Source organism: Pseudomonas sp. SB113, from assembly GCF_040754745.1.
GTDB lineage: Bacteria > Pseudomonadota > Gammaproteobacteria > Pseudomonadales > Pseudomonadaceae > Aquipseudomonas > Aquipseudomonas grimontii.
This window is the reverse complement of record NZ_JBFMHW010000022.1, coordinates 18,507-42,568: the sequence shown is the minus strand read 5'-3', so window position 1 is coordinate 42,568 and position 24,062 is coordinate 18,507. Positions and strand designations below refer to the sequence as shown.

General features: G+C 62.1%; 18 protein-coding genes and 1 pseudogene. 4 read left to right on the top strand and 15 right to left on the bottom strand.

All coding sequences use genetic code 11. From position 1 onward, the window contains the following. Positions 1-335: 335 nt before the first annotated feature. From AB1462_RS24210 to AB1462_RS24165, 10 genes and pseudogenes are all read right to left on the bottom strand, one after another. Positions 336-752 carry a hypothetical protein gene (locus AB1462_RS24210; protein ID WP_367248068.1) on the bottom strand — a complete coding sequence of 139 codons (417 nt, stop codon included), beginning with the start codon at positions 750-752 and terminating at the stop codon, positions 336-338. Then, complete coding sequence (locus AB1462_RS24205; RefSeq protein WP_367248067.1) at positions 749-1,117, bottom strand: hypothetical protein; 369 nt, start codon at positions 1,115-1,117, stop codon at positions 749-751. Before AB1462_RS24205 ends, AB1462_RS24210 begins: the two co-directional genes overlap by 4 nt. Continuing rightward, positions 1,117-1,401, bottom strand: a complete 285-nt coding sequence (locus AB1462_RS24200) for a hypothetical protein (RefSeq protein WP_367248066.1) — start codon at positions 1,399-1,401, stop codon at positions 1,117-1,119. The genes AB1462_RS24205 and AB1462_RS24200 overlap by 1 nt, the downstream gene beginning before the upstream one ends. A 74-nt stretch (positions 1,402-1,475) precedes the next feature. Next, a pseudogene (locus AB1462_RS24195) lies at positions 1,476-2,969 on the bottom strand (Fic family protein). A 98-nt stretch (positions 2,970-3,067) separates the two neighbouring features. After that, on the bottom strand, positions 3,068-3,313 hold the full coding sequence (locus AB1462_RS24190; RefSeq protein WP_090401207.1) for a DUF2789 domain-containing protein: 246 nt from the start codon (positions 3,311-3,313) through the stop codon (positions 3,068-3,070). A gap of 9 nt (positions 3,314-3,322) precedes the next feature. Continuing rightward, on the bottom strand, positions 3,323-3,934 hold the full coding sequence (cysC, locus tag AB1462_RS24185; RefSeq protein WP_259194397.1) for an adenylyl-sulfate kinase: 612 nt from the start codon (positions 3,932-3,934) through the stop codon (positions 3,323-3,325). Continuing rightward, a complete protein-coding gene (locus AB1462_RS24180) occupies positions 3,918-5,432 on the bottom strand; it encodes a TolC family protein (protein WP_090401209.1) in 1,515 nt (504 codons plus the stop codon). Before AB1462_RS24180 ends, cysC begins: the two co-directional genes overlap by 17 nt. 40 nt (positions 5,433-5,472) lie before the next feature. After that, positions 5,473-11,787 (bottom strand): Ig-like domain-containing protein, encoded by a 6,315-nt coding sequence (locus tag AB1462_RS24175; protein ID WP_367248065.1) that lies wholly within the window; start codon positions 11,785-11,787, stop codon positions 5,473-5,475. A gap of 52 nt (positions 11,788-11,839) precedes the next feature. After that, complete coding sequence (locus tag AB1462_RS24170; protein WP_259194399.1) at positions 11,840-12,673, bottom strand: sulfotransferase; 834 nt, start codon at positions 12,671-12,673, stop codon at positions 11,840-11,842. 116 nt (positions 12,674-12,789) lie between these two features. Beyond that, positions 12,790-14,394, bottom strand: a complete 1,605-nt coding sequence (locus AB1462_RS24165; protein ID WP_259194400.1) for a glycosyltransferase family 39 protein — start codon at positions 14,392-14,394, stop codon at positions 12,790-12,792. 199 nt (positions 14,395-14,593) lie between these two features. Here AB1462_RS24165 and AB1462_RS24160 point away from each other — a divergent pair, with 199 nt between their 5' ends. Together AB1462_RS24160 and AB1462_RS24155 are read left to right on the top strand one after the other, a co-directional pair. Further along, entirely contained in the window at positions 14,594-15,181 is a 588-nt protein-coding gene (locus AB1462_RS24160; protein ID WP_090401213.1) for a phage tail protein, read from the top strand. 55 nt (positions 15,182-15,236) lie between these two features. After that, positions 15,237-15,545, top strand: a complete 309-nt coding sequence (locus AB1462_RS24155) for a hypothetical protein (protein WP_090401214.1) — start codon at positions 15,237-15,239, stop codon at positions 15,543-15,545. Here the strand turns inward: AB1462_RS24155 and AB1462_RS24150 are convergent. Genes AB1462_RS24150 through AB1462_RS24135 form a run of 4 tightly spaced genes read right to left on the bottom strand, consistent with a single transcriptional unit; the run spans position 15,521 to position 20,240 of the window. Further along, a complete protein-coding gene (locus AB1462_RS24150) occupies positions 15,521-16,036 on the bottom strand; it encodes a GNAT family N-acetyltransferase (protein WP_259194401.1) in 516 nt (171 codons plus the stop codon). The genes AB1462_RS24155 and AB1462_RS24150 overlap by 25 nt on opposite strands. A gap of 15 nt (positions 16,037-16,051) precedes the next feature. Next, positions 16,052-18,151, bottom strand: a complete 2,100-nt coding sequence (locus tag AB1462_RS24145) for an HlyD family efflux transporter periplasmic adaptor subunit (RefSeq protein WP_259194402.1) — start codon at positions 18,149-18,151, stop codon at positions 16,052-16,054. Continuing rightward, positions 18,148-19,467, bottom strand: coding sequence for an HlyD family efflux transporter periplasmic adaptor subunit (locus AB1462_RS24140; RefSeq protein ID WP_090401217.1), 1,320 nt, complete (start codon positions 19,465-19,467; stop codon positions 18,148-18,150). The genes AB1462_RS24145 and AB1462_RS24140 overlap by 4 nt, the downstream gene beginning before the upstream one ends. Further along, positions 19,464-20,240 (bottom strand): efflux RND transporter periplasmic adaptor subunit, encoded by a 777-nt coding sequence (locus AB1462_RS24135; protein WP_090409826.1) that lies wholly within the window; start codon positions 20,238-20,240, stop codon positions 19,464-19,466. Before AB1462_RS24135 ends, AB1462_RS24140 begins: the two co-directional genes overlap by 4 nt. Before the next feature lie 162 nt (positions 20,241-20,402). Here AB1462_RS24135 and AB1462_RS24130 point away from each other — a divergent pair, with 162 nt between their 5' ends. Both AB1462_RS24130 and AB1462_RS24125 read left to right on the top strand, forming a co-directional pair. Beyond that, the gene (locus tag AB1462_RS24130; RefSeq protein WP_259194404.1) at positions 20,403-22,565 is read left to right on the top strand and encodes an outer membrane assembly lipoprotein YfiO; all 2,163 of its coding nucleotides are present in this window, start codon (positions 20,403-20,405) and stop codon (positions 22,563-22,565) included. Continuing rightward, positions 22,562-23,266 carry a DUF3142 domain-containing protein gene (locus AB1462_RS24125; protein WP_259194405.1) on the top strand — a complete coding sequence of 235 codons (705 nt, stop codon included), beginning with the start codon at positions 22,562-22,564 and terminating at the stop codon, positions 23,264-23,266. Before AB1462_RS24130 ends, AB1462_RS24125 begins: the two co-directional genes overlap by 4 nt. Before the next feature lie 197 nt (positions 23,267-23,463). Here AB1462_RS24125 and AB1462_RS24120 read toward each other — a convergent pair whose 3' ends face one another. Further along, positions 23,464-24,042 (bottom strand): hypothetical protein, encoded by a 579-nt coding sequence (locus AB1462_RS24120; RefSeq protein ID WP_090401220.1) that lies wholly within the window; start codon positions 24,040-24,042, stop codon positions 23,464-23,466. Between the last annotated feature and the right edge of the window lie 20 nt (positions 24,043-24,062).

Sequence of the window (24,062 nt, the reverse complement as noted above, 5' to 3'; positions counted from 1 at the left end):
ATCGAACTGCGTCAAGTTTAGAAACAATTTAGCGATGGATGGAGCGATTCAGTGACAACACCGCAGGACGAATGTGGGAGGGGCTTGCTCCCGATAGCGGAGCGTCAGTGAACAGATTCATTAGATGATCCACCGCCATCGGGGGCAAGCCCCCTCCCACCTTTGGATCGGTGTCGGCTTCAGGGTTGCTGTGCGGCCTGGCCATCCAGGCGGCGCTTGTTTTGGCCCATCACATCGCGCAGGGGGATCCGTGTGGCCGTGACCAAGTGGATGGTTGGGTCTGTGCAACCGGCTTATTGAGCGCTCAGTCTCCTAAGCGGCCCTGCTGGAAAACATCAGCACCTTTTGCTCCACCGCCAGACGCTCCAGATTTTCACTGCCTCGGACGCAACGACTAACGCAGCCATTAACACCAAGTTGTAGTTAGGAAAAAACTGAGCACCTACCAGCAACAGCGAAACAGAAGGCACAATAAAAGCCAATCGCAAGGGTGTTTGAAGGTAAGTAACCCACCTCACCTGTTCATGTCCAAGAAAGAACAGCAAGCACGAGATTACGATGGAAACTTGCAGCAGCATGGCAAAGCCGAACATGTATAACTGCACAACACTATGATCACGCAGCCCCCATAAAGCACTTTCAAGATCGCTCAAATAAGGAATTCTTCCCGCTATTGCGCTGGCCACTGCATACCGAATCAGATAGAGGGCATCCATGGCTCCCCAAAACCAAAAAACATGCTTGCGCGTCATTTTCCTGCTTCCTTGTACTCATAGGCCACATCCGGTGTTACAGGCTGCCAATGCCATGACTTACCACCCACCTGCCAGTTGTCATCGCCCTCCAGATAACGTTGTTTTATATGCCGCAGCTCTCCATACCGACGCTCAACTGATCGGTGGGCAAGTTGATCATCTCGACTATCAAGCCTTACCCACCGTTGAGTCATAACTCTAGTGGTGTTCGCGAGACCTTTCCCATCCGAGAGAAATACCCTTCCCTCATCAGCTGCTGAAACTAACCGATTAGCAGCGAGTATCGCGGTATTTTTAATTCCATCGTAATCGATGCTTACCTTCTCCCATTTGCCAGGCCCAACATAAAGTCGGCGTCCCATTAGATGTCCATATTTACGCGACATTCGCGACTTAAAGGGAGAAAGGGATAGTCCATCACAAACAACCACTCACCGGCTGCCTGTTTATCCAAAACCCGCCGTTGGTCTTTTTCAGCAGAGCAGCAAACGGGAGAAAGACCGCACTCACTGAGCAATTCACTCAACCCGGGCAGCGCATATGGGGCACGAAAAAACTCTCGAACTTTTAATCCTGCAAAATAGGGACTCTCGATCTTTGTGAGTTCATAGCCTTCAATTTCGTTGTGTGGGACCAGGCGTTTCATGTTGTGTCCAGAGCAGGGAGTTAGCGCCTGTTAATAGCGACTCCCTCCCACCGGCCACTATCGTCCACTTCCGTTTAGTCGATAGGAAATTTCCCAATGTCGCGCAGAGCATCCCCCACCGCCTCCTCAATAAACTCAAACACCTCCTCCGACACGCTGTACTGAAACTGCTTGCGTCGGTGCTTGGAAACCTTGCCCTCGTTATCCAGGCACATCATTACCAACTTCGACAAATCGCTGCCGCGCACATCAAAGCGTTGATTCACGGCCTTGATCACGCGGTCGTAGCGGTCCAGAAATTCGGTTTCTTCGCGCAGTTCCACTTCCAGCGCGCGGCGGGCCATTTGCAGGGTGAATTCGACGCAGTGAGTGGCGTCCCAGTAGCGGTAGATCGAGGGGTGGCCGATGAAGTCGAAGGCCATTTGATCGCCGTCCAGCCACGTGACGTTCCAGAATTCAGGCGTCGGCTGGGAAAATGCTTTGAGTGCAGCCAGATAGGCTTGCTCTTCGTGCTTCATCGCGACGGACACCGGCAGCAGCAGGCCGTTTTCCAGTGCCCCGTAATGGCAGAGCGTTTGATGGATCAGGAAGCGCGACAATCGCCCGTTGCCGTCCATAAACGGGTGCAGGAATACGAAGCCGAACGCAGTGACTGCCGCCGCTACCAAGGGGTCGACCTCACGTACAGGCTGATTGGCGAAGGCCATCAGCTCTTCCATCAGTTCCTGGCAAAGTTCAGGGGCTGGAGGAACATAGCTGACGCCCGCCGCGCCGCGCAGGCCGTTGTGCAGATGATTCTGCTCATGGCGAAACGCGACGGCTTTGTCGAAGGGGTTGGAGACGGTGTTGTTCTGCAGATCTACCAAGTAGTCTTCGGTCAGCAAGCGGCCTTCGTGGGCCTGACGTAATAGATGAACGAAGCGGCGGGATTTTTCTTCGCTGGGTTGTTCTTTTTCGATGGCGAACGAGTCGCGCGTTTCGTGGAAGTAGGCCCACTGGATGGCACGGTCCATCATTTCGGGTGGGAGGGTGGCCATGAAGGATTTGGCGCGGCCGAGGATGTCGAGGCTCCGTAAAGCGTCAATTTCCGGCGTCCGCTCTACGGTCGCGCAATAAGCCAAAGAGCCCAGCCCATTAAAGTCGATGCGTCAGCGGGAATTACGCGTTGACGGTCCCGTCACGTAACGTTGAGGGTCAAACAAGGGAGAAACGCGGCTATTGATCGGCTTGCTGTAATTGAGCTGCTGAAGGGTCAGGCCTTCCCATAAGTAACAGACCTTGCGAATAAATACTCCGTTAGGTGCCTTATCCAGCTCGTTCAATAACTGGTCTGCGCTGACGGTTTCAAGCGCCTGAGCCAGAATGCCAAGGTTGATACCTTCGTGTTTGAGGGCGAAAAGAATATGGTCGAGCACTGCGCCAGTGACGGGCGCAACAGCCTGAGGAACCGCGAGGCAATCACCTATGATCGAAATCCGGGTGACTGGCTTGATCATCGCGGCCCGGGTAGGCGCAATGGCTTTTAACCCGAGGGATTGATGGAGATGGGCATAACCAACAAAAGACATCGCGCAACCTCAAAAAAAGTTCACTTACGCGATTAAAGCCCAGTTTTTTTTCAACTCTCACCCGATTTTTTCAAGTTTTCGCGATTTCTCTAATTTTTTTACACCCCTCGCCCACCCCGCAACATCAGATTTAACTCATCCACCACTTCCGCCCAATCCGCATCGTCCAAAATTTCCTCACGCAAAAACGCTCTCTGGCTGTCTGTCCAAAAAAACGCATCTGCCAATTTCAGATCCGGCTTGAGTGGCGAGTGGGCGGTCACAAACTGATCAATACTGACCGGGTCATCCGGCAGTCCAAGCTGTTTGAACAGTGACGGCAAGCTGTGCACGGGCGATTGCATGGCGGACTCCTAAGAAGAGGATTTCCCAGAGTCTAGTTCAGGCGCCAGCCAGGCCAACAGCCGCTCGACGCTCTGCGGTGCCGACAGCACGCCGGTATCCAGTACCAGCGACGCGTGGGGCGGTGGCTCGTAGGGCGAACCAATGCCGGTAAAACCCGGTAGCTCGCCCCGCCGTGCGCGGGCGTAATGGCCCTTGGGGTCGCGCTGCTCACAGACGGCCAGCGAGGCACTGCACCACACTTCGCGATAGTCAGCCCCCAGGCGCTCGGCAAAGACCGCGCGCAATTGCACCAGGGGCGCAATCAGCGCCAGGATCACGATCTGCCCGTGGTCCACCAGCAGCGCCGCCAGTTCGCTGGCGCGGCGGATGTTTTCCAGGCGGTCACTGTCGGCAAAGCCCAGGTCTTTGTTGAGCCCAACGCGCAAGGCATCGCCGTCGAGCACGATGCTCTGGCGGCCTTGTTCGAAGAACGCGGCCTGGAGGCCCTGGGCCAGGGTCGACTTGCCCGAGGCGGGCAAGCCGGTGAGCAGGATCGCCACACCGCGATGGCCATTGCGCGCCTCGCGTTGACGGCGGGTGATGCTCGCCGTCGGCGCCACCAGGTTATTGGACGAGGGCACGCGGCACCGGTGCGGTGATGTTGCCGGCGGCCCAGGCCGATTCACGGCTGGCCAGGGCGGTGGCGATGCTTTGCACGCGGTCGGAGTCCAGTTGCTCCGGCAGCGGGTCGAGACCGGCGCTGGCGAAGATCTGGCCGTAGGCGTTGCGCAGGTCAGCGTAGGCCAGGTCGCGGCGCAGGTCGGCTTGCAGGGTGTTGAGCTCGCCCTGGATCAGGTCGAGTTCGCCCAGGCCCGCCGCTTCGTGACGGTTGCGCAGTTGGGTGAGGATTTGCCCGTCGATATTGGCCAGTTGTTCGTTGGTCTTGAACTGGCGCACGGCGTCCTGGAAGTTGGCGTTGGCCACGTAGACCTGCGCCAATACCGCGATGGACATGGCCTGGCGCCGAGCGGTAGCGACTTCTTCACCGGCCTTGGCGACGTCGATGGCGGCCGGGGCGGAGATCACGTTGAACAGATTCCAGGTGATCTTGGCGCCGTAGTCGGCCCAGCGGTTGTCCACCAGGAACGAGTTGCTGTCGTAATGGCCGCCGGCGGAGAACTCCAGGCCGGGCAGCAGGCGCAGCATGGCTTTGCGGGTTTCGGCGGCGCTGATGCGGGTCTGGTAGTCCTGCTCGCGCAGTTCGGGACGATTGGCCAGGGCTTCCTGTTCCAGGCTCGCCAGGTTGACCTTGAGCTGGGGCACCACGTAATCGTCCGGCGTGGCCAGTTTCAGGTCGGTGCCCATCGGCAAGTTGATCAAGGTCGCCAGTTCGGTCTTGGCCAGGGACAAGGCGCGGCGCTGTTCCTGCAACTGGCGCGTGGCTTCGATCAGCGAGCGCTGGTATCCAAGGGCCTGGATCGGGTCGCCGATGCGCTGTTCGCTCATGTTCTGGCTGTCGGTCTGGGCCTGGTCGACCCGTACCATCAGGCTGTCGATCTGGGTCAGCAGACGCTCGGCCGCCACCGCTCGCCAATAGGCCGAGCGCACGTCCTGGACGATGGTGTTGATGACCTTGCGCCGACGCTCCTGGATGATCAGGCGCTGGTCGCCTTGCTGTTTGGCACTGATGTAGCTGACGCCGAAGTCGAGGACGTTCCACACCATGGTCAAGTCCGCCACACGGCGGTCGCGGTCCTGGGAGGTCGACGGTTCCAGGGACTGGGTGCCGGTGAGCACGCTCTGGCTGCTGGAGGCGTTGGTGTTGTTGCGCCCAGCGTAGCCGGCGGACAGCGCCATGCGCGGCAACATGTCAAAGCTGGAGAGGTCCGACTGACGCTTGGCCAAGGCTTCTTCCATTACCTTCAAACGGCCTTCGAGGTTGTATTTCACGGCGCGGGCCATGGCCTGGTGCAAGGTAAGCGGGCCGCTGAGGGGTTCCTGCCCCGTGTACATACCGTGCAGATCATTGCGGGCGCGTTGCTCGCTGACACTGCGCTCAATCGGCTCACTGGTGACCGCGCAACCGCTGATCGCCAGCACCAGCACGCTGGCGCCGAACAACTTATGACGTGTATTCATCCTTGTACTGCCCCTGTTCCTGCGTCGAAATTAGTTGTGTTCAAGCCTGCATTTCGCTGATGCCGACTTGTTGCAGTGCGTGTGCCAGGTCCATCACCTGGTGACGCTCCCTCTCGTTGATCTGTTGCAATTGTTGGCCAAGGGTCGGTGCGCCAAAGACGCCGCGCAGGCCTTGGGCCGCATCGCCGCCGCTCTTGATCGACTGGTTGTCGAACGCTTTGAAGCCTGAGTCGCTGCCACCGGTATCGCGGTTGAACAGGCCTGACAACGTGCTTGAGCCAAATACCCCGCCGTCGCCGCCGCCGAAGCCAAGGAAACCCTGGCCACTGCCGTCCCCGCTACCGTCAGCGCTGAACACCTGGGCGATAAAGCTGGGCGACGACGCGCCGGTGTTGATGAAAATGCTGCCGATGGGCGGCAAGCCGCCACCCATCTCACGTTGCTCGAACAGCGGCGGGAAACCGATGGGCGAACCCAGATCGCCACCCGGACGGCCGAAGATGATCGGCTGCAACGGCTGGTTCGGCGCATCCTGGGGCGCAACCGGAACGGTGACGCGGAAGAGGGGATCGCCCGTCAGCGCAATGGTGTTGATCGCAAAATTGTTGGAGTTGGCAAAACCGCTGCCCGCGTTGCCCGCCAGGTCTACCACCAGGCTGGAATCCAACGTGATGAAGTTGCTCGGATCGTTGATGTTCGCCGTGGGTGTCAGGGTCGCAGTCCAGGTCTTGCCGCCGTCGTTGGTGGCCAGGTTGGACACGGTGCCGTTGGCCACACTGAGGTCATCAAGCTCGAAGCCGCTGACCTTCTCGTTGAAGGTGAAGGTCACCGTGGTGGTCTGCCCGACCGTCAGACTGGGGTTGGCGACGCTGATGATCGCGGTAGGTCGCTCCCCATCAATCGCAAAGTTGTTGGAAATTACGATGCCGCTGCCGACGTTACCCGCGGCATCATTCACCAGGCTGGTGTCCAGTACGATCAGGTTGGTGGCATCGCTGATGGCCGCCGTCGGCGTCAAGGTGGCGGTCCAGGTTTTACCGCCATCGCTGCTGGCCAGGTTGGACAAGACAGCATTGGCCACGCTCAGGTCTGACAGATCGAAACCGCTGACCGCTTCACTGAAGCCGATGGTCACCGTGGTGGTCTGCCCGATGCCCAGGTTGTTGTCAGCTACGGAAATCGTCGCGGTTGGGCGCTGGGTGTCAATCGTGAAATTGTTGGAATCGGTGGTGCCGACGCCTGCGTTGCCGGCGCCGTTGACCAAGCCGGTATTGTCCAGGGTGATCAGGTTGGTGGTGTCGCTGGTGCTGGCGTTCGGTGTGAACATGGCGGTCCAGGTAACACCGCCGTCGGCGGACACGACGTTGCTCAGCGTGCCGTTACTGATGTTCAGGTCGCTGTTGTCGAAACCGCTCACCGCTTCGTTGAAGGTGATGGTCACCTGGCTGGTTTCACCGATGTTCAGCGATGTATCGGCGACCACGATGGTTGCCGTCGGCACCTGCGTATCGATGCTGTAGTTGGCGGAATCGCTGGTACCGTTTCCGGTATTGCCCGCCGCGTCACTCACGCCGGTGTTGTCCAGGGTGATCAGGTTGGTCGCGTCGCGCACGCCGAGGGTCGGGGTGAAGACGGCGGTCCAGGTCACGCCGCCGTCGCTGCTGCTGACAGCGCTCAGGGTGCCGTTGGCAACGCTGAGGTCATCGTTGCTGAAACCGGTCACGGCCTCGCTGAAGGTGATGGTCACCAGCGAGGTTTCTCCAACACTGAGGGAGGGATCGGCCAGCACAATCGTTGCAGTTGGGCGCTGGGTATCCAGCGCGTAGTTGTTGGAATCGGTGGTGCCGACGTTGGCGTTGCCGGCCAAATCAACGATGCCACCATTGTTTAGCGTGATGACGTTGCTGGTGTCGGCGACGCCATTGGTCGGCGTGAAAGTTGCAGTCCAGGTGATGCCGCCGTCACTGCTGCTCAGCCCCGAAATCAAGCCGTTGGCGACGGTCAGGTCAGCACTGGTGAACGCCGTTACGGCCTCGCTGAAGGTGATGGTCACCAGCGAGGTCTCGCCGGCGGCAATGGCGGTGTCGGCCACGACGATGGTCGCGGTCGGGCGCACCGTGTCGACGGCGTAGGTGTTCGAATCGGTGGTGCCCACACCCGCGTTGCCGGCGCCGTTGACCAAGCCGGTATTGTCCAGGGTAATCACGTTGCTGGTGTCGGAAATACTGGCGCTCGGCGTAAACGTGGCCGTCCAGGTGACGCCGCCGTCGCTGCTGCTCAGAGTGCTGAGCGTGCCGTTGCTGACGGTCAGGTCCGCATTGTCGAACCCGCTGACCGCCGAGTTGAAGGTCACCGTGACCAACGATGTCTCGCCAATACTCAGCATGGTATCGGCGATGACGATGGTCGCCGTCGGCACGTTGGTGTCGACCTGGTAGTTGTTGGAGCTGGTGGTGCCGGTACCTGTGTTGCCCGCCGCATCGTTGATGCCGGTGTTGTTCAGGGTAATCACATTGGACGTGTCGCTGATACCGAGGGCCGGTGTGAAGGTGGCGGTCCAGGTGATACCACCATCACTGCTGCTGACCGCGCTCAATGTGCCATTGGCCACGCTCAGGTCCGAATTGTCGAAACCGCTGACCGCCTCGGAGAACGTAATGGTCACCAGCGAGGTTTCGCCGACGCTCAACGCAGTGTCAGCCACGACGATGGTCGCGGTCGGGCGCTGGGTATCGATGGCGTAGTTGTTGGAGTCGGTGTTGCCACTGCCGACGTTGCCCGCCCCATCCACGACGCCGGTGTTATTGAGGGTGATCAGGTTGGTGGCATCGCTGGTGCCGGCGCTCGGGGTGAAGGTCGCGGTGTAGGTGATGTTGTCGCTGGTGCTCAGGCCGCTGAGGCTGCCGTTGGCAACGGTCAGGTCGGCCAGGGTGAAACCGGTCACCGCCTCACTGAAGGTAATCGTGACCAGGGACGTTTCGCCGATGTTCAGCGCGGTGTCGGCCACCACGATGGTGGCGGTCGGGCGCAGCATGTCGATGGCGTAGTTGTTGGAATCGGTGGTGCCGCTGCCGGCGTTGCCCGCCGCGTCACTCACGCCAGTGTTGTCCAGGGTGATGAGGTTGCTGGCATCGCTGGTATTGGCGCTCGGCGTGAGCGTGCCGGTCCAGGTGATGCCGCCGTCGCCGCTGCTCAGGCCGGTAAGCGTGCCGTTGGCGACCGTCAGGTCGGCGCTGGTAAAACCTGTCACCGCTTCGCTGAAGGTGATGGTCACCAGCGAGGTTTCGCCGACGCTCAGCGCGTTGTCGGCCACCACGATAGTGGCGGTGGGGCGCTGGGTATCGACAGCGTAGTTGTTGGAGTTGGTGGTACCACTGCCAGCATTACCGGCCGCGTCCGCCACACCGGTATTGGCCAGGACGATCAGGTTGGTGGCATCGCTGGTGCTGGCGCTCGGCGTGAGCGTCGCGGTCCAGGTGATACCGCCGTCGCTGCTGCTCAGCCCGCTCAACACGCCATTGGCAACGGTCAGGTCGGCCAGGGTGAAACCGGTCACGGCCTCGCTGAAGGTGATGGTCACCAGCGAGGTTTCGCCGATGCTCAGGGCGTTGTCGGCCACCACGATGGTGGCGGTCGGGCGCAGGGTATCGATGGCATAGTTATTGGAGTCGGTGGTGCCACTGCCGGCGTTGCCCGCCAGGTCACTCAAGCCGGTGTTGTCCAGGGTGATCAGGTTGGTGGTGTCACTGGTGCTGGCGCTCGGCGTGAGCGTGCCGGTCCAGGTGATACCGCCGTCGCCGCTGCTCAGGCCGGTGACCGTACCGTTGGCAACCGTCAGGTCGGCGCTGGTAAAGCCTGTCACCGCTTCGATGAAGGTGATGGTCACCAGCGAGGTTTCGCCGACGCTTAGCGCGTTGTCGGCCACCACAATGGTGGCGGTCGGGCGTTGCGTGTCGACGGCGTAGTTATTGGAATTGATAGAGCCCACACCAACATTGCCACTGAGGTCTGCCACGCCGGTTTTATTCAGGACAATGAGATTGGTGGCATCGGTGATAGCCGCGTCCGGCGTCAGCGTGGCCGTCCAGGTGATGCCACCGTCGCTGCTGCTCAGGCCGCTGATTGAGCCGTTGGCAACGGTCAGGTCGGCGGTGGTGAAACCGCTGACTGCTTCGCTGAAGGTGATGGTCACTACGCTCGTTTCGCCGATCCTGAGGGCGGTGTCGGTGACCACGATGGACGCCGTGGGTGCCACGGTATCGTTGACGATGTAGTTGTTCGAGTCAGTGGTGCCCACGCCGGCATTGCCAGCCAAGTCGGTCACGCCGGTGTTGTTCAGGGTGATGATGTTGGTGGTGTCAGCAATGTTGCCGGCTGCGGTCAACGTCCCCGTCCATGTGATCCCACCGTCGCCACTGGTCAAGGTCCCGACGCTGCCGTTCTGCACTGCCAGGTCTGCCGCAGTGAGGCCGGTCACGGCTTCGGAGAAGGTGATGGTCACCAGCGACGTACCGCCGGAGTTCAGGTTGGTATTGGCGACCACGACGGTCGCGGTGGGAGGTGTCTCGTCCGGCACATAGTTGGTGTTGAGAGTGCCGCCGTCGCCATAGATATTGACCACCGACGCCGGAGAAACACCGGCAGAGCCCGCGCTCGTACCCCCTACGCCGCTGCCGCCGACGTTACCGGCCAGTGCCATGAAGTTGGCCGCGGTCATCAGGATCGAACCCTTGTTCCAGATAGCACCGACGCCGACGCCACCCGCACCGCCCGCCTGGAGATAGCTACCCCCCGCACCGCCGCCACCGCCACCACCGCCGGCACCCACGTTATTGGAAATGACCGAGTTACCGATGACCCGCAAGGTCGCGCCGGTATCGTTGTAGATCCCGCCGACTGCACCGCCGCCAGCGCCACCGATGTCGTCATAGCCGTCACCACCGCCGCCACCGCCGATGGACAATCCGCCACTGGTGGCCGTGCCACCGGCCGAACCGGTGCTATAACCCGGATACGCCGCACCGCCGGCGCCACCGGTGGTGGAACCGCCACGCCCACCAATATTGAAGAAACCACCGCCCGCACCGCCCTGCCCCGCCGTGCCGTTGGAGCCCGTGGAGTTGAGCGTGTCGCCGCCCTTGCCGCCGGTACCGCCGGTGATCGCGCCGCCGCCGCCACCGCCGCCCCCGGCATATTGCGGCGTTACACCGCCGCCACCGCCACCGCCCGAAGCGGCGTTCGCGGTCACCGTGACGTTTTTCAGGGTCAAGGTACCGGCGTTGTAGATGCCGCCGCCCTTGCTCACCAGCGCATCGTCGCCGCCGTTACCGCCGTTGCCTGCCGCCATGCCACGGGTAATCACCAAGCCATCGAGGGTGGCCGTGGTGCCGGCCGTCACATTGATGACCTGTGTGCGGTACTGGCCGTCGAGGGTCACGTCGGCCACGTTGTCGTTATTGAGGTCACCATCGATAGTGACGTTCTTGTCGATCACCAGCACCGACGTCAGCCCGATGGTCATGGTGTTATTGAACGTGACAATGTCGCCGTTCTGCGCGGACGTCAGCGCCGCGCGCAGGGAACCCACGCCGGCATTGAGGTTGTTGGTGGCGGTCCAGGTGGCCAGGCCCCATTGATACTCGCTCATGGCGCTGGCCGACAACACGTTGGCGCTTTCGATATTGCCCGTGGCGATTTCCAGGTCCCAGTCGCCACCCAGGCCGGTGCGGTCGGTTGACGCCGCCACGTCGCGGCCGGTCAACTGCGCCAATGAATCGACCAGGCTCAAGCCACGCTCGCCTTCGGCGGTGTAGCAGCCATAGATCAGGATATCGCCACCGACATTCATGTCCTGGCCGATCTGCGCCAGCACCTCGCTGCGGGCCTGGACGTTATCCGCCGACAGGTAGCTGTTGCCCAACCACAAATCGCCGGCGTTACCGTGGGCGATGATCTGCACCGAGCTGACGCCCTGGTGGCTATCCAAGTAGTCGGCGATCTGCTGCAAACCGTCCTTGGTCGCATCCAGTTGCACCACCTGGGTACCGGTCGCCACGCCTTCGAGCAGGCTGGCGGAATCCTTGACTCGTGAGTCGACGAACAGCACGCTCTTGCCCGGCACCGCCGCCTGGGTTGCATCGACCTGGCCCTGGGGCGCGTGAGTGTCCGCCGGCTGATCCGCCGTGGGGGTCTTGGCCGCCTCGGCCGTAGGCTGGGCATCCGGCTGCGCGGCATCGACCACGGTTGCGGCCACTGCACCGTCGAACAGCATTCGCGGCTCCAGGAACATGATCATTGGCGATGCCAGGGCGTGTGCACCTTCGGTTACCCGCGATTTGCCTTTGCTCCACCACATGACGATCACCTGGACTCGAACGCTTTGAACACGCAAAAAAGAAAAACCGCAATCAGCTGATCGCGGCGTCGGTTTTCATACGAATGACATTGGCTGCACTGGCAGACCCATCGCGCCAGAACGACAACGCGGCATACTTTTCAAACAGGTCCGGCGGTAACACGGTTCGCCGGGCTTGTGGCGCGACCTTGGGCTTGACCTTGTGCAGGCCGGCAAGCCCCAGCGCCTCGTCAAAGGCCGGTGCGTCGTAGGTCAGGTGATTGAAATCATGTTCGAACCACGGTTCACCGATGAACTCATACACCAGCCGCATCACGCGCTCCGGGGCCTGGCTCAACAAGTCGTAATCGACGATCAGCAACGACTCGGCGTTCTCGCCGTAATACGCCTCTTTGAGCGCCGTCCAGGCAAAGCCCACCAAGCGATTACGCTGGGCCAGGGTTTCGCAACGGCTGTACACGGTGTTGCGCTCGTCATCGTCATTGAACAGTTTGGTGTTCTCGAACGGATTGGCGCGGTACAGACGTTCAAGGCTGTCCAAGACCCACGCCACGTTGCGCACGCAGGCGATTACCTTGCCCTGGGGGAACAGGTCATGCAGTGCGGGCATGCGCGCGCACCACTGGCGATTGGTGTCGAACACCACCGGGGTGGAGGTCTGGTTGGCGTAATAGGCGTCGAATAGCCCGCGCAACAAACGGCGGCGAGTGCTGGCATCGATTACCGAGCCGAACTCGCTGCCGGCGCTGCATTGCGCCAGCACCCCGTTGAACAAAGGGCTCACTGGGCTGCTCATGCCTGCGTGGAAACGCGGGTTCTGCAGGAGAATCGCAGAGAGCAGAGTCGAACCGGAACGCGGCAGTCCGGAGATAAAGTGATACTGCATCCGTTCACCACTTTGTAGGACAACATCCATTTGTCGCCGAAGAGTAGTTGAAGATTGCACGCACCACTAGGACGCAGTTGCCACTATTTTGATATTCCTTTCATAACGAATGGGTATTAGCGGCAACCTTCCGGTCGCAAGGGCTCGGGGCCGCGGCACAACACATAAAGACGCGCCCTCGCCCCACCGCCGTCTTGTTGGCTGACTAGTCGCCAATCCGCTGGCAGCGGCGCAAATTCGTCCGGCTGTTCGTTGCTGCTGATCAGCCAGACACGCCGGGTATCGGCCGGCAAATCCGACAAGCGGTCGAGGTAGATGCGCCCGCCGTCCTGGTCCACCAGGGTGCCAAAGCCGTAGGCATTCGGCCGGGTTGGCGTGCCATCGGCCTTGGGCGGGGTGTAGAGCTGCAACTGGGCGTCGGTCTGGTCGTAATACACGTAGCTGAGGTACCACAGCATGTCACTGAGAACGATGCGGTCGTCTTCCTGGTAGTTGCGATTGACGAACTCCACTGGGCCGTTGAACTGGTCATGTTCATCCACCGTGAAGTTGTTCTTCAGCCCCAGTAGTTCCACACCGACCAACAGCACGAACAGCGCCGCCCCCAGCAGAGACAGGCGCGAGGGCAAGCGGTCGATGGCTATCGTCACCAGAATCGGCAAGCCCAGGGCGTATACGGTGAGGTAACGCTCGATAAACACCGGGGAGATAAACGACACGCCGTAGACGAGTAACAGCGGCAACAGGAAGAACAGCGCCAACAGGCTGGCCGGACGATAACGCTCGCGATCACGCCAGGCCGTAACACCCACTACACCCAGCAGCAGCAACGGGAACAGCCAGAACAGCGGCGCCCAAATGCCCAGGCCCTCATCCTGGAGCAGAAACTGCCAGATCATCGACGGCACGGAGAGCAGGCTGACCGGGTCTTCCCAGCCTATATCGCCGCCCACCTTGAGTTCATCGACATGCTGCACCAAGCCCAGCAGGTTCGGCAGCCACGGCAGGTACAACAGCACGATGGCCACGTTGGCCAGCCACCACTGCCGACGCAGAATCAGGCGCTCGCCAGGCCGCTGGGACGTGCACAGCACGCCCAGCCACGCCCAATGCACCAGCACGCACAACGCGGTGAAGTAGTGGGTGTAGAAACCGGCGGCCATCAGCAACACGTAGGCCACCAGGCAGCGGCTGCGTTCGGGTTGGCGCACCCAATACACCAGCGCCAACGTGGCGGCCAGCAGCCACACGCCGAGCAGCGAATACATCCGCACTTCCTGGCTATAGCGCACCGCCGTGGGCATCAGCGCCAGCAGTACGCCGGCCAATACGGCGGCACGCTGGGTCGACAGCTGGCGTGTCAGCCAGACGCCAAGCCCCACGACCACCACGCCGGGCAGCGCACTCATGCTGCGTATGGACCAGATCCCGTCGCCAAACAGTTCGATCCAGCCGCGCAGCATGAAAAAGTACAGGGGTGGATGCACATCGTGCGCGGCGTGAAACCACAGGTCGCCCACGGCGTATTCGCTCAGCAGCAGGCTGGAGCCTTCGTCGCCCCAGATCGCCGCCGCCGTCAGGCCATAAAAACGCACGGCCATGGCCAGCGCCAGGATCGGCAACCACCATAGCCGGCTCAGCCATCCGGCGCCTGCCCAGGCGCCGTTGTACGCGGTAACGGCCGCAGCCTTTTCGTCTTGCTCTACCACAGACCGTCGCACCTCAATTCCCCTGCCATTGCCTGTTTCCAAAGCAAAACCCGTGCATGCACAAACAGTCGCCACTCTAGGTCAAAAGCCCCCGGTTCGCTCGCTGTTTCGAAAGCGCCAGGCAGCGAGCGAGCGCTGCGTCTACGCTCTGCGATGACGCCCGATCGATTGGCGTCACACCCCGTAAAGCCCATACAAGGATGAACGAATCATGGAAGTATTCATCGGCACCATCCAACCCTTCGCCTTTAATTTCGCTCCACGAGACTGGGCCTTGTGCGCCGGTCAGACCCTTTCGCTCAGCCAGTTCCAAACGCTGTTCGCCTTGATAGGCGTCACCTACGGCGGCGATGGCGTGCAAACGTTCAAGCTACCGGACCTGCAAGGTCGGCTACCCATCGGCCAAGGCAACGGTGCAGGGCTGTCGCCACGGGTCATGGGCGAATTCGCCGGCACCGAAAGCGTCACAGCCACCCTGGCCAACCTGCCCGCCCACACCCACGATGCAACAACGCTCGCCATCAGCACCTCGGTGCAACTGACCAGCGTCACCAGCAACCCAGTGACGGTGCCCACCGCCACCAACGCGTTTATCGGTGCTTCCGGCGCGGGACCGGGCAGTGCCACGATCTACTCCGACCAACAAGGCGTCAGCCCGGTGCCGCTCAAGGGCGTCGCCTCCACGGTGACGGGAACCCTCGCGCCTGCGGGCCAAGGCCTGCCGATGGGGTCGATGAATCCGTTCCTGGCGATCAACTTCAGCATTGCCCTGAACGGGATCTTTCCATCACGCAGCTGACACCTGCACGTGGCCGAGGCTTACAGGCCTCGGCCCTTCTGACGCGGAGCCCCCTATGTTGAACCTGGTCACCCCTGAGCATTTTCGGCCGTTGCTGAACCGCACCAGCGTGCTGTACCTGCCCGATGGTTCGGCGCTGCCGATCCAGATCCAACGCTTGAACGATGCACCGCAAGCGAGCATGCCGGGCAGCCCTCGCGGGGCGTTCAGTGTGTTGTTCAATAGCCTGGAACCTACCGACTTCGTCGATGGCCTGTGCCGTTTGCCACTGGCGCACACCTGCCTGGAACACGTGTTTGTGTCCCGCGAGCCCGCCATGGGCCGTGACGCGCAGCGCGGTTATTTCTGCATCGTGTTCAACTGAGACGGGTACCACACCAAGCGCTGAGCGGCAGGCGTCGCTTCTTCCACCCGAAACCCCAGCGCCAGGTAATGCTGGCGCGCATGGGGGTTGCTCGCCCAGACCACCGTGGCCACTGGGCAACACACCTGTTGTGCGGCTTGCTGCACGCCCTGCAGCACTGCCCGGCCAAAGCCTTGGCCTCGGGCGGCAGGGATAAACGCCAGGTACAACACGCGGATTTCATTGGGCCCGAAGTCGGCACTCAAGGCGCCGATGGGGGTATCGAGTTTCTCGATCACGTAATGCAGCGCACCCGGAAAGTGCTCGCCCATGCCGCGTTCCTGAACTTGAAACTGCTGGGCGATGACCTCTTCCACCAGGGCCTGCTCACCATCGATCCACTGCAAGTCCGCGCGTGCCGAGCGGTAAAGCCTGTGCAAAAACGGCTCGTCGGTACTGCGTGACGGGCGCACCGAGAGGCCCTGCGCCAAAGCGCCTTCCTTGTTCAACATCGCGTTCAACTCCTGTCAGAACCCGCTTTCCCTGACCCCCAATGCGGCGACCCGTCGCCAGGCCACGCCCAGCACCGACTCGCTGCGCCCTTGTAACACCACCACACCGCGCAGCGGCTGATGGGGCGTCGGGATCGATTGCACACTTTTCAAGCGGGCGCCGTATTGGGCCTGTACCGGCTCCGGGCGCTGGTTTTCGTCACGGCGCACGGCTATCGGCCCATGGTGGTCGGAGGTCAACGCCTCTTGATCCAGGTAGGCCACGCCGTTGGCGTCGATGTCGGTCAATTCCACCGCGATGGCGGCGTGCATCGGGTCATCGGCGATAAAACGCCCGGTCGCCCCCGGCGCCACGCGCCACAACTCGGCTTCAGCCACATAGCCGCGCAGACGGGCGCCGTCTTCCACCACCCGCGCCAGCGCGTCCTTGGGTGACAGCCAGCGGCCCACGCTCAACTGCGGCAGCACATCGCGCACGATGCCGGCATGGGGCGCTCGCAGCAGCAGGCGCTCACGCTGCGCGGCGAGGCCACGGTACTCGGCCAGGGCCTGGGACAGGCGCTGGTCATTGATGCCCGCGTCCGCCGCCGTTTCACTGCGACCCGCCTGGCGGCGCATCTGCAACTGCAGGATCTCCACTTCGCGGCGCACGATACTTTGCCGGGCATCAAGGTCGGGGGATTCCAGCTCAATCAGCACCTGGCCCTGAGTCACCGCTTGACTATCGACGACCTTCAGCCCCTTGACCCGCGCCGCCACCGGTGCATGCAGCGCACTGGCGCGTCCCGCCTCGAGCATCGTCGGCAGCTCCACGGCGCTGCGCCATGGCACCACCAGCGCCAGCAGGATCAACAGCAACCCCAGGCCGGTCAGCAGCACCCTCGGTGCATAGGCCTGGCTGCGCCGGCTCCACCATTCGCGCCATTCCTTGAAGATCGGCAGGAAGATGAACCACACCAACTCCACCAGCATCAGGAAGATCCCGAGCAATTTGAAAAACAGGTGGTACACCGCCAAGGCGATCCCCAGGAACAACGCCGCCCGCCACAACCACGCCAGGTAGCCCCACCACAGCAGGCGCCGCTGCATCGTCGGCGACCAAGGCTCCGGGGCCGGCTCGCCGTAGCCGAACAGCCACTCACGCAGGCGCCAGCGGCACAGGGCGAACGCGCGGCCTTGCAGGTTATCGACACCCCACACGTCACTGATCAAAAAATAACCATCAAAGCGCATGAACGGGTTGAGGTTGATCGCCAAGGTGGTCAACCACGTGGCACTGGCCAGCATGAACGCCGCCGTGCGGGCCGGGCCGTCCGGCAACAGCGACCAGGCCAGCAGCGCGACACAGGCGAGCAGTAATTCGGCCATCACCCCACCCGCGCCGATCATCAGGCGAGAGCGGCGGTCATTGACGCGCCAGGCGTCACTCACATCGGTGTAGAACATCGGCAGCATCACCATGAACGCCACGCCCATGCTCTGTACCCGGCAGCCGGCGCGCTTGGCCATGAACGCATGGCCGAACTCATGGCACAGCTTGGCGAAAAACAACGCGCTGCCAAAGGCCAGGGCGCCCCCCAGGCTGAACAGGTGCGGGAAGGTCGCCAGGAACCGCTGCCAGTCCCGCGCGACCAGAAACACGCCGAGCCCCAGGATGATCGGCAAACCATAGCGCAACAGGCCCGGCCCGAAGCGCGCCAGCCACGGCCACGCCCGGTTGAGAAAAGTGTCCGGACGCCACAGCGGGATGCGGAAAAACAGGTATTGGTGCAGCAGGACTTTCCCCAGGCTTTGTTTCTGTGCGGCGGCTTTATACAGGTAGCTGGCCCGTTGTTCGGGGTCGAGGGCGGCGATCAGGTCGTGGGCGCGCAGAAAACTCAGCAGCTCGTCCACCTCGCTGCCGCCCAAGGGCAGGCCCGGCTCGCGGTTGGCGGCTTGCAAGACTTTTTCCGGGTCGCCCAAAGCCCAGTGACGCAACAGGCGGATGGCGGTGGCACCGAGCTTGAAATAGCGCCCGCGCACCGGATCGGCCAAGGTCCAGCGCGGCGAGCCATCCAGGGCGGCGCCGGCGCTGGACAGTTGCAGGTCTTCGCGCAGCTTGGGTAGGCTCGTCACAGGCCCACACTCTGGCGCAGGCCCGCCAGCGGTCGGCGCAAAAGGTACAGGGCCAGCGGCGCGCGCTCGCCAAAAATTTTCGCGGTACCGCGCAGGCCAATACGCGGCGGCGCTCCATCGAACTGCGCGTCCAGGCGATAAGCCAATTGCCCGCCCGGAGTGGGCTGGGCCTCGTAGGCGGCGCGTTGCAGGGTAGCGAGATGGCGCTGCAATGGGTCGCTGTCGAGGAACAGCGCGACCTGGGCGTTCGGTTCCAGCGCAATCGCATCGCCCACTGCCAGTTCAATGCGCAACTCGGCCTGGGCCGGGTCGGCGATCTGCAACAGGCGCTCGCCGGTCTGCACCGGTTTGCCGGTCCAGCGTTCGGCGTCGGCGAATACCGCAATACCGTCGCGCTCGGCGCGCACTTCGCTGCGCTTAAGCAACTCGCGGGCATAGTCACGTTCGGCACGTTTTTGCTCGACCCGCGCGGCCAGCAGGTCGATGCGCGAACTGGATTCGGCATCGGCAAAGGCACGTTGGGCATTGGCCTTGAGTTCCGCTTCGGCCACGCCCAGGGCGCGCGCCGCCACGTCGGCCTGAGCCGTGAGGGTGGTGCTTTCAAAGCGCAGCAGCAGGTCACCGGTCTTGACGACCTGGTTGGGTTTGACCAGGAATTCGGCGATCACCCCGTCCAATGGCGCTGCCACCACCTGCCCGGCCAGCGGCACCACTTCAGCCGGCGCCAATACCGATTGGCGCACCGGGATCAGCAGCGCGAGCAACAACGCAACCCCCACCAGCACCTGGCGCTTGCGGGTCAGGCGCAGCCGCCACGGCTGGCGCGGTTGCAGGGCGAGCCAGGCATGGCTGCAGGTATCGCCCCACTGCGCCAGCAACACCTGCTCGGCCGGGTTCCACGGGGTGTCCCGCGCCAGCCACAGACCACCGAACACGCGGCCTTGCGGGTCGATAAAAGGCAGCCAGAACACATGGCCGGCGGACAGGCTTTGCCAGTCGGCCTGCACCTGGGCGCTCAATTGCTCGGTCGGTACCACCCGTGCGGCCTGGACCAGCGCCTGCTTGTGCAATTGCGCCACGGCCTGCTCGACGAACGCCACAAACGGCGCATTCGGATCGACACTGCTCACCGCCGTCACCGCCCGCACCTTGCCGGCGATCAGCAGCGCAGCATGGCGGTAGCCGAACAACGGCTGGCCATCGTTGACCAGGCTGTAGGCCAACTGCTCGGTGGTTCGGGCGGCACGGGTCTGGTGCTCAAGCGCCAGAAACTGGGCGAATACCCGCTCGGTATTGCCCGGCATCGGGGCGTTCATTGCAGTTGCGCGAAGTGGGCAGTACCGCTCATGCCCGCCATCAGTCCCGTGGCATTGGTCACAGCGGCAACCAGCAAGAGCGTCTGGCTACCTTCATCGATGCGGGCGCCCAAACGCTTTACGGTGGCGCTGAACGCCTGGCCGGTTTCGTCCGGGGTAAAGCTGAAGGTCTGGCCGGGCTTGAGCTTGCCCATCCAGCGCGATGGCACCAGCAGGTGGATTTCCAGGCTGCGGTTGTCGACGATTTCCAGCAGCGGCGCACCCGCCGAAACGCTTTCATAACGCTGGACTTTGCGCTGCACCACCTGGCCGTCATACGGCGCCAGCACGCTGCAGCGCTTGACCTGCACCTGGTAGACCTGGGACTGCGCCTGGGTTTCGGAGAGCTTGGCCTCAGCGCGGGCTACTTCAAAACGCCCGACGGAATTCAGCGCGGCCAATTGCTTGTTATGGGCCAGCTCTTCACCGGCACCCCGGCTGGCGGCTGAAGCTGCATTGAGTTGGGCCTGGTAGGCCGAACAATCGAAACGCGCCAGGGTGTCACCCTTCTTGAACGACTCGCCTTCGCTGAACGGCAGGTCGACGATGCGCCCGGACAGCTCACTGGCCAACATCGCCTGGTCACGGGCACGCAATACGCCACGGGCTTCGCTGTCGGTGCTGGCGGCGGTGGTTGTGGAGGGATGATCCAGCAGCGGATCGTCGGCCATGGCCATGGTTGCCACACCCAGCACACAGGAAAAACTTAATATCCATTTACGTAGGTGCGTCATGCGCATGCTTCTCCCTGAAGATGACCGCAGTCTAGGGCAGCAAGACTAAATTGCCACTCTTCCCCCCCGACAAATCAGCAATTTGTGTAGGGCTTCACCGAAGCCTGAGTAGGAACACGTTATGATTGGCGCCCTCCAAGGACCCAGGATCAAGGACACGTCATGCGCATCGGTTTTCTCTCTCCCCTGGCACTGGCCCTGCTGGCCGGTATTTCCCAGCAGGCCCAGGCCAGTTCCGACGATTCGTGCTACCCCGACTGGCGTGTCTCGCGTGACAGCCTGGACCCTTGCAACAACGTGCCGTTCCTGAGCCCAGGCAATGACAGCCGGGCCAACCTGCGCCTATTGCTGGCCGACAAAAAGGCCGCGCCGTTGGCGCCCAAGGCGTTGAGCGAAGATGACCTGGCCCAGGGTTTCGGCCCGGTGCCGTTCCCGGTGTATCGCCTGGCCGCAGCCTCCAGTGCAGAGACTGAGCCCGACTCGGACGATTCGCCTACCGCCGAGCTCGACACCCTGCTGACGCCCCTGGGCATCAAGCGCGAGGAATACAAAACCGCCGGCGAAGCGTTCCTCAATGGCGAAGGCAGCCGCTGCCGCAGCAACGACGATGACAGCGCCACGGCGTTTATCCGCCAAGTGGTCAAGGCCGATATGCCGGCGGCCGAGCGCGAGCTGCTGGCGAAGGCGCGGCTGCAACTGCTCACCACCTGCACCTGGGATGGCCCGGTGATCGTCGAGCCGCAGCAGATCCAGTCAGCCGACGGCCAACTGTTTCGCACCTACTTGCAAGCCGCCGCCGATTTCTACAGCGGCCGCTTCGCCGAAGCCGCGCAAGGCTTTGCCAGCGTCGGCAGTGCCCAATCGCCGTGGCTGAAGGAAACCGCGCTGTACATGACCGCCCGCACAGCGCTCAACCAGGCCCAGGCCGACACCTATGACGAAGACGGCGTGCCGCACCTGGACCGTGTGGATAAGCCCGCATTGGCCACGGCCGAGCAGGGCTTTAACGCCTACCTGAAGACTTATCCACAGGGCGAATACGCGGCCTCGGCCCACGGCCTGCTGCGGCGGGTGTACTGGCTGGCCGACGACAACACCCAGCTCGCCGACGCGTTCGCCTGGGCACTGACGGCCACCGACGAGCAGCGCAATGTGTCTGAGGATGAGCTGATAGAAGAAGCTGACCTCAAGCTGTTGATGGTCAATAGCGATACCGTCAAGACCCCGATGATCCAGCTCGTCAGCGACCTGATGGTGATGCGCGGCGGCAACCAGCCCGCCCTCAGCCGCGCCGACCTCGAGAAGCAAAAGGCCGCGTTCGCCGGCGAGCCAGAGCTCTATGAGTACTTGCTGGCCGTGTGCGCGCTGTACATCGAGCATCAACCGGACGCCGCCTTGAAGCAGTTGCCGCAGAGCGTGCCGTCGAACCTGAACTACTTCGCCTTCAGCCAGCAGACCCTGCGCGCCCTGGCCCTGGAAGCCAAGCAAGACTGGAAAGGCGCAGAGGCTGTGTGGCTGCAACTGTTGCCACTGGCGAAGCTGCCGCTGCAACGCGACCAGCTGGAATTGGCCCTGGCCATGAACTACGAGCGCAGCGGCCAACTGGCCAAGGTGTTCGCCAGCGATTCGCCGATCAGTGCCAGGCAGGTGCGCTACATCCTGCTGCGCAACGTCGCCGGGGCTGAACTGCTGCGCCAGCAGATCGCCCAGGCGAGCGATCCGCTGGAACGCCAGACCGCGCAATTCGTGCTGCTCTACAAAGACTTGCTGCACGGCCAGTTCGCCACGTTCGCCGAGGACCTCAAGCAACTGCCGGCCCAGGCCCCCGAGGACAAACTGGGCACCAGCCTGGGTTACGTCTACAGCGCCAGCCAGACGCTTAAACTGTTCCAGTGGAACGGCGACAAGGCCGAATCCGGCTACGCCTGCCCGAGCATCGCGCAAACCGCAGCGACCTTGCAGACCGACGCGAAGAACCCCCAGGCCCTGAACTGCTTCGGCGAATTCATCCTGCGCAACGGCCTGGACGGCATGCCCCTGGAACAGGCCCGCGCCGCCGGCAGCCTGGGCAGCAGCGCATCGGACTTCAAGGGTGAAACCTTCTCGCGGCTCGACGGTTACAAGCAGGTCATCGCCAACGCCAAGGCGCCGAAAACCGACAAAGCCTACGCATTGTTCCGCGCCATCAACTGCTACGCGCCGGCCGGCTACAACAGCTGCGGCGGCCAGGACGTCGAACCCGCCGTGCGCAAAGCCTGGTTCCGCCAACTGAAAAGTGGTTTCGCCGACACCCAGTGGGGCAAATCGCTGCAGTACTACTGGTGAAACGCCTGTGGCTGGGCGTGCTGTTGCTGGCAAGCCCGGCGTTCGGCGCCGTCGATGCCCGTGACTATGACGCCTTCTGGCTGTGGAGCGGCGTCGCGCCACAGCCGGTACTCAAGCAGGCCAAGACCCTGTACATCCTCCAGGGCCAGATCAACTCCACCCGCCGCGCGCCCCAGCGCGGCGTGCAACTGATCGCCCAAGGCATCAGCGTACCGCGCCTCACCCGAGGCGACGTCTGGGTGGTCTACCGCACCCACACCCTGCACTGGCCCGAACAGGTCTACACCCAACTGCTCGGCCAGGTACAACGCTGGCGCGACGCGGGCAACCCGGTGGTCGGCGTCCAGATCGACTTCGACGCCCGCACCCAATACCTGCACGAATACGCCGACTTCCTGCGCGACCTGCGCCAGCGCCTGCCCTTTGAGCTGCGCCTGAGCATCACCGGCCTGATGGACTGGAGCAGCAACGCCGACCCCACCGCCATCGCCCAGCTCAAGGGCGTGGTGGATGAAGTGGTGGTGCAGACTTATCAAGGGCGCCAGAGCATCCCGGATTACGCGGCGTATTTGCCACGGATGAACCGCATGGGGCTGCCGTTCAAGATCGGTTTGATTCAGGGTGGGGAGTGGGAGGAGCCGGGGTATTTGCAGGGGAGTGAGTGGTTTCGGGGGTATGTGGTGTTTTTGCAAAACCGTTGACATGAGTGTCAACCCATACAAGAAAGTGTCCTCTGTCCGCGGACAGAGGACGCTCGCTTTTGGGGCCCCATGAAAAGGCAAGACATCGTCATCCTGTTCAAACTGATCAGCCTGGAACTACAGGAAGGTTGTTCAACGCAAGACGTTGTCATCTTTATGCTTTTGCGGTCTTAAAAAACACTGCGCCCTGAGGACAATCACGACAGCCCTTGCTCGTAAAACGCCTCTATAAAGCCCAGGCTCCACATGCCCAGCCCGATAACGATCCAGATTGCGTTAGCCCAAGTCAGGCGATTGTTCGCCTCGCCATGTGTGTCGCCCTCGATCAGGTTCACCGCGCCTTGCACCTGCACGAACAGCGCTACCTGCACGATCATCAAGCACACGCTCAACTTCATTGCCGTCATGGCGGTGACGAAAAAAACGTAGGTAAAGGGTAACAACCCACACGCAATAAGCCCCAGCGCCATGGCTCGCGGCCACCAGCGGTACGGCGTACCGTCAAGCGCCAGTTTCTGCCTGATTTTCATCACCAGCGAATACAGAAAAAACACCGAGAAGAACGCTCGCACCAGCGGCAACACCTTTGCGCCAGTAGCCCGCCGATAGCAGGCCCACTGCTGGTAACACCAATAGAAGAGATAAAAACCTTGGGACAGCAATACCATCAGGACCAGCTTGCGCGGCGCGACCACGAAGAATGTAGGTTGGATGGCGGAGACTGGAGTGCGCAGATCAGCTTGTGGAGGCGCGTAGGGGTTTTCGATGACAGACATCGGAAAGGCTCACAGGTAAT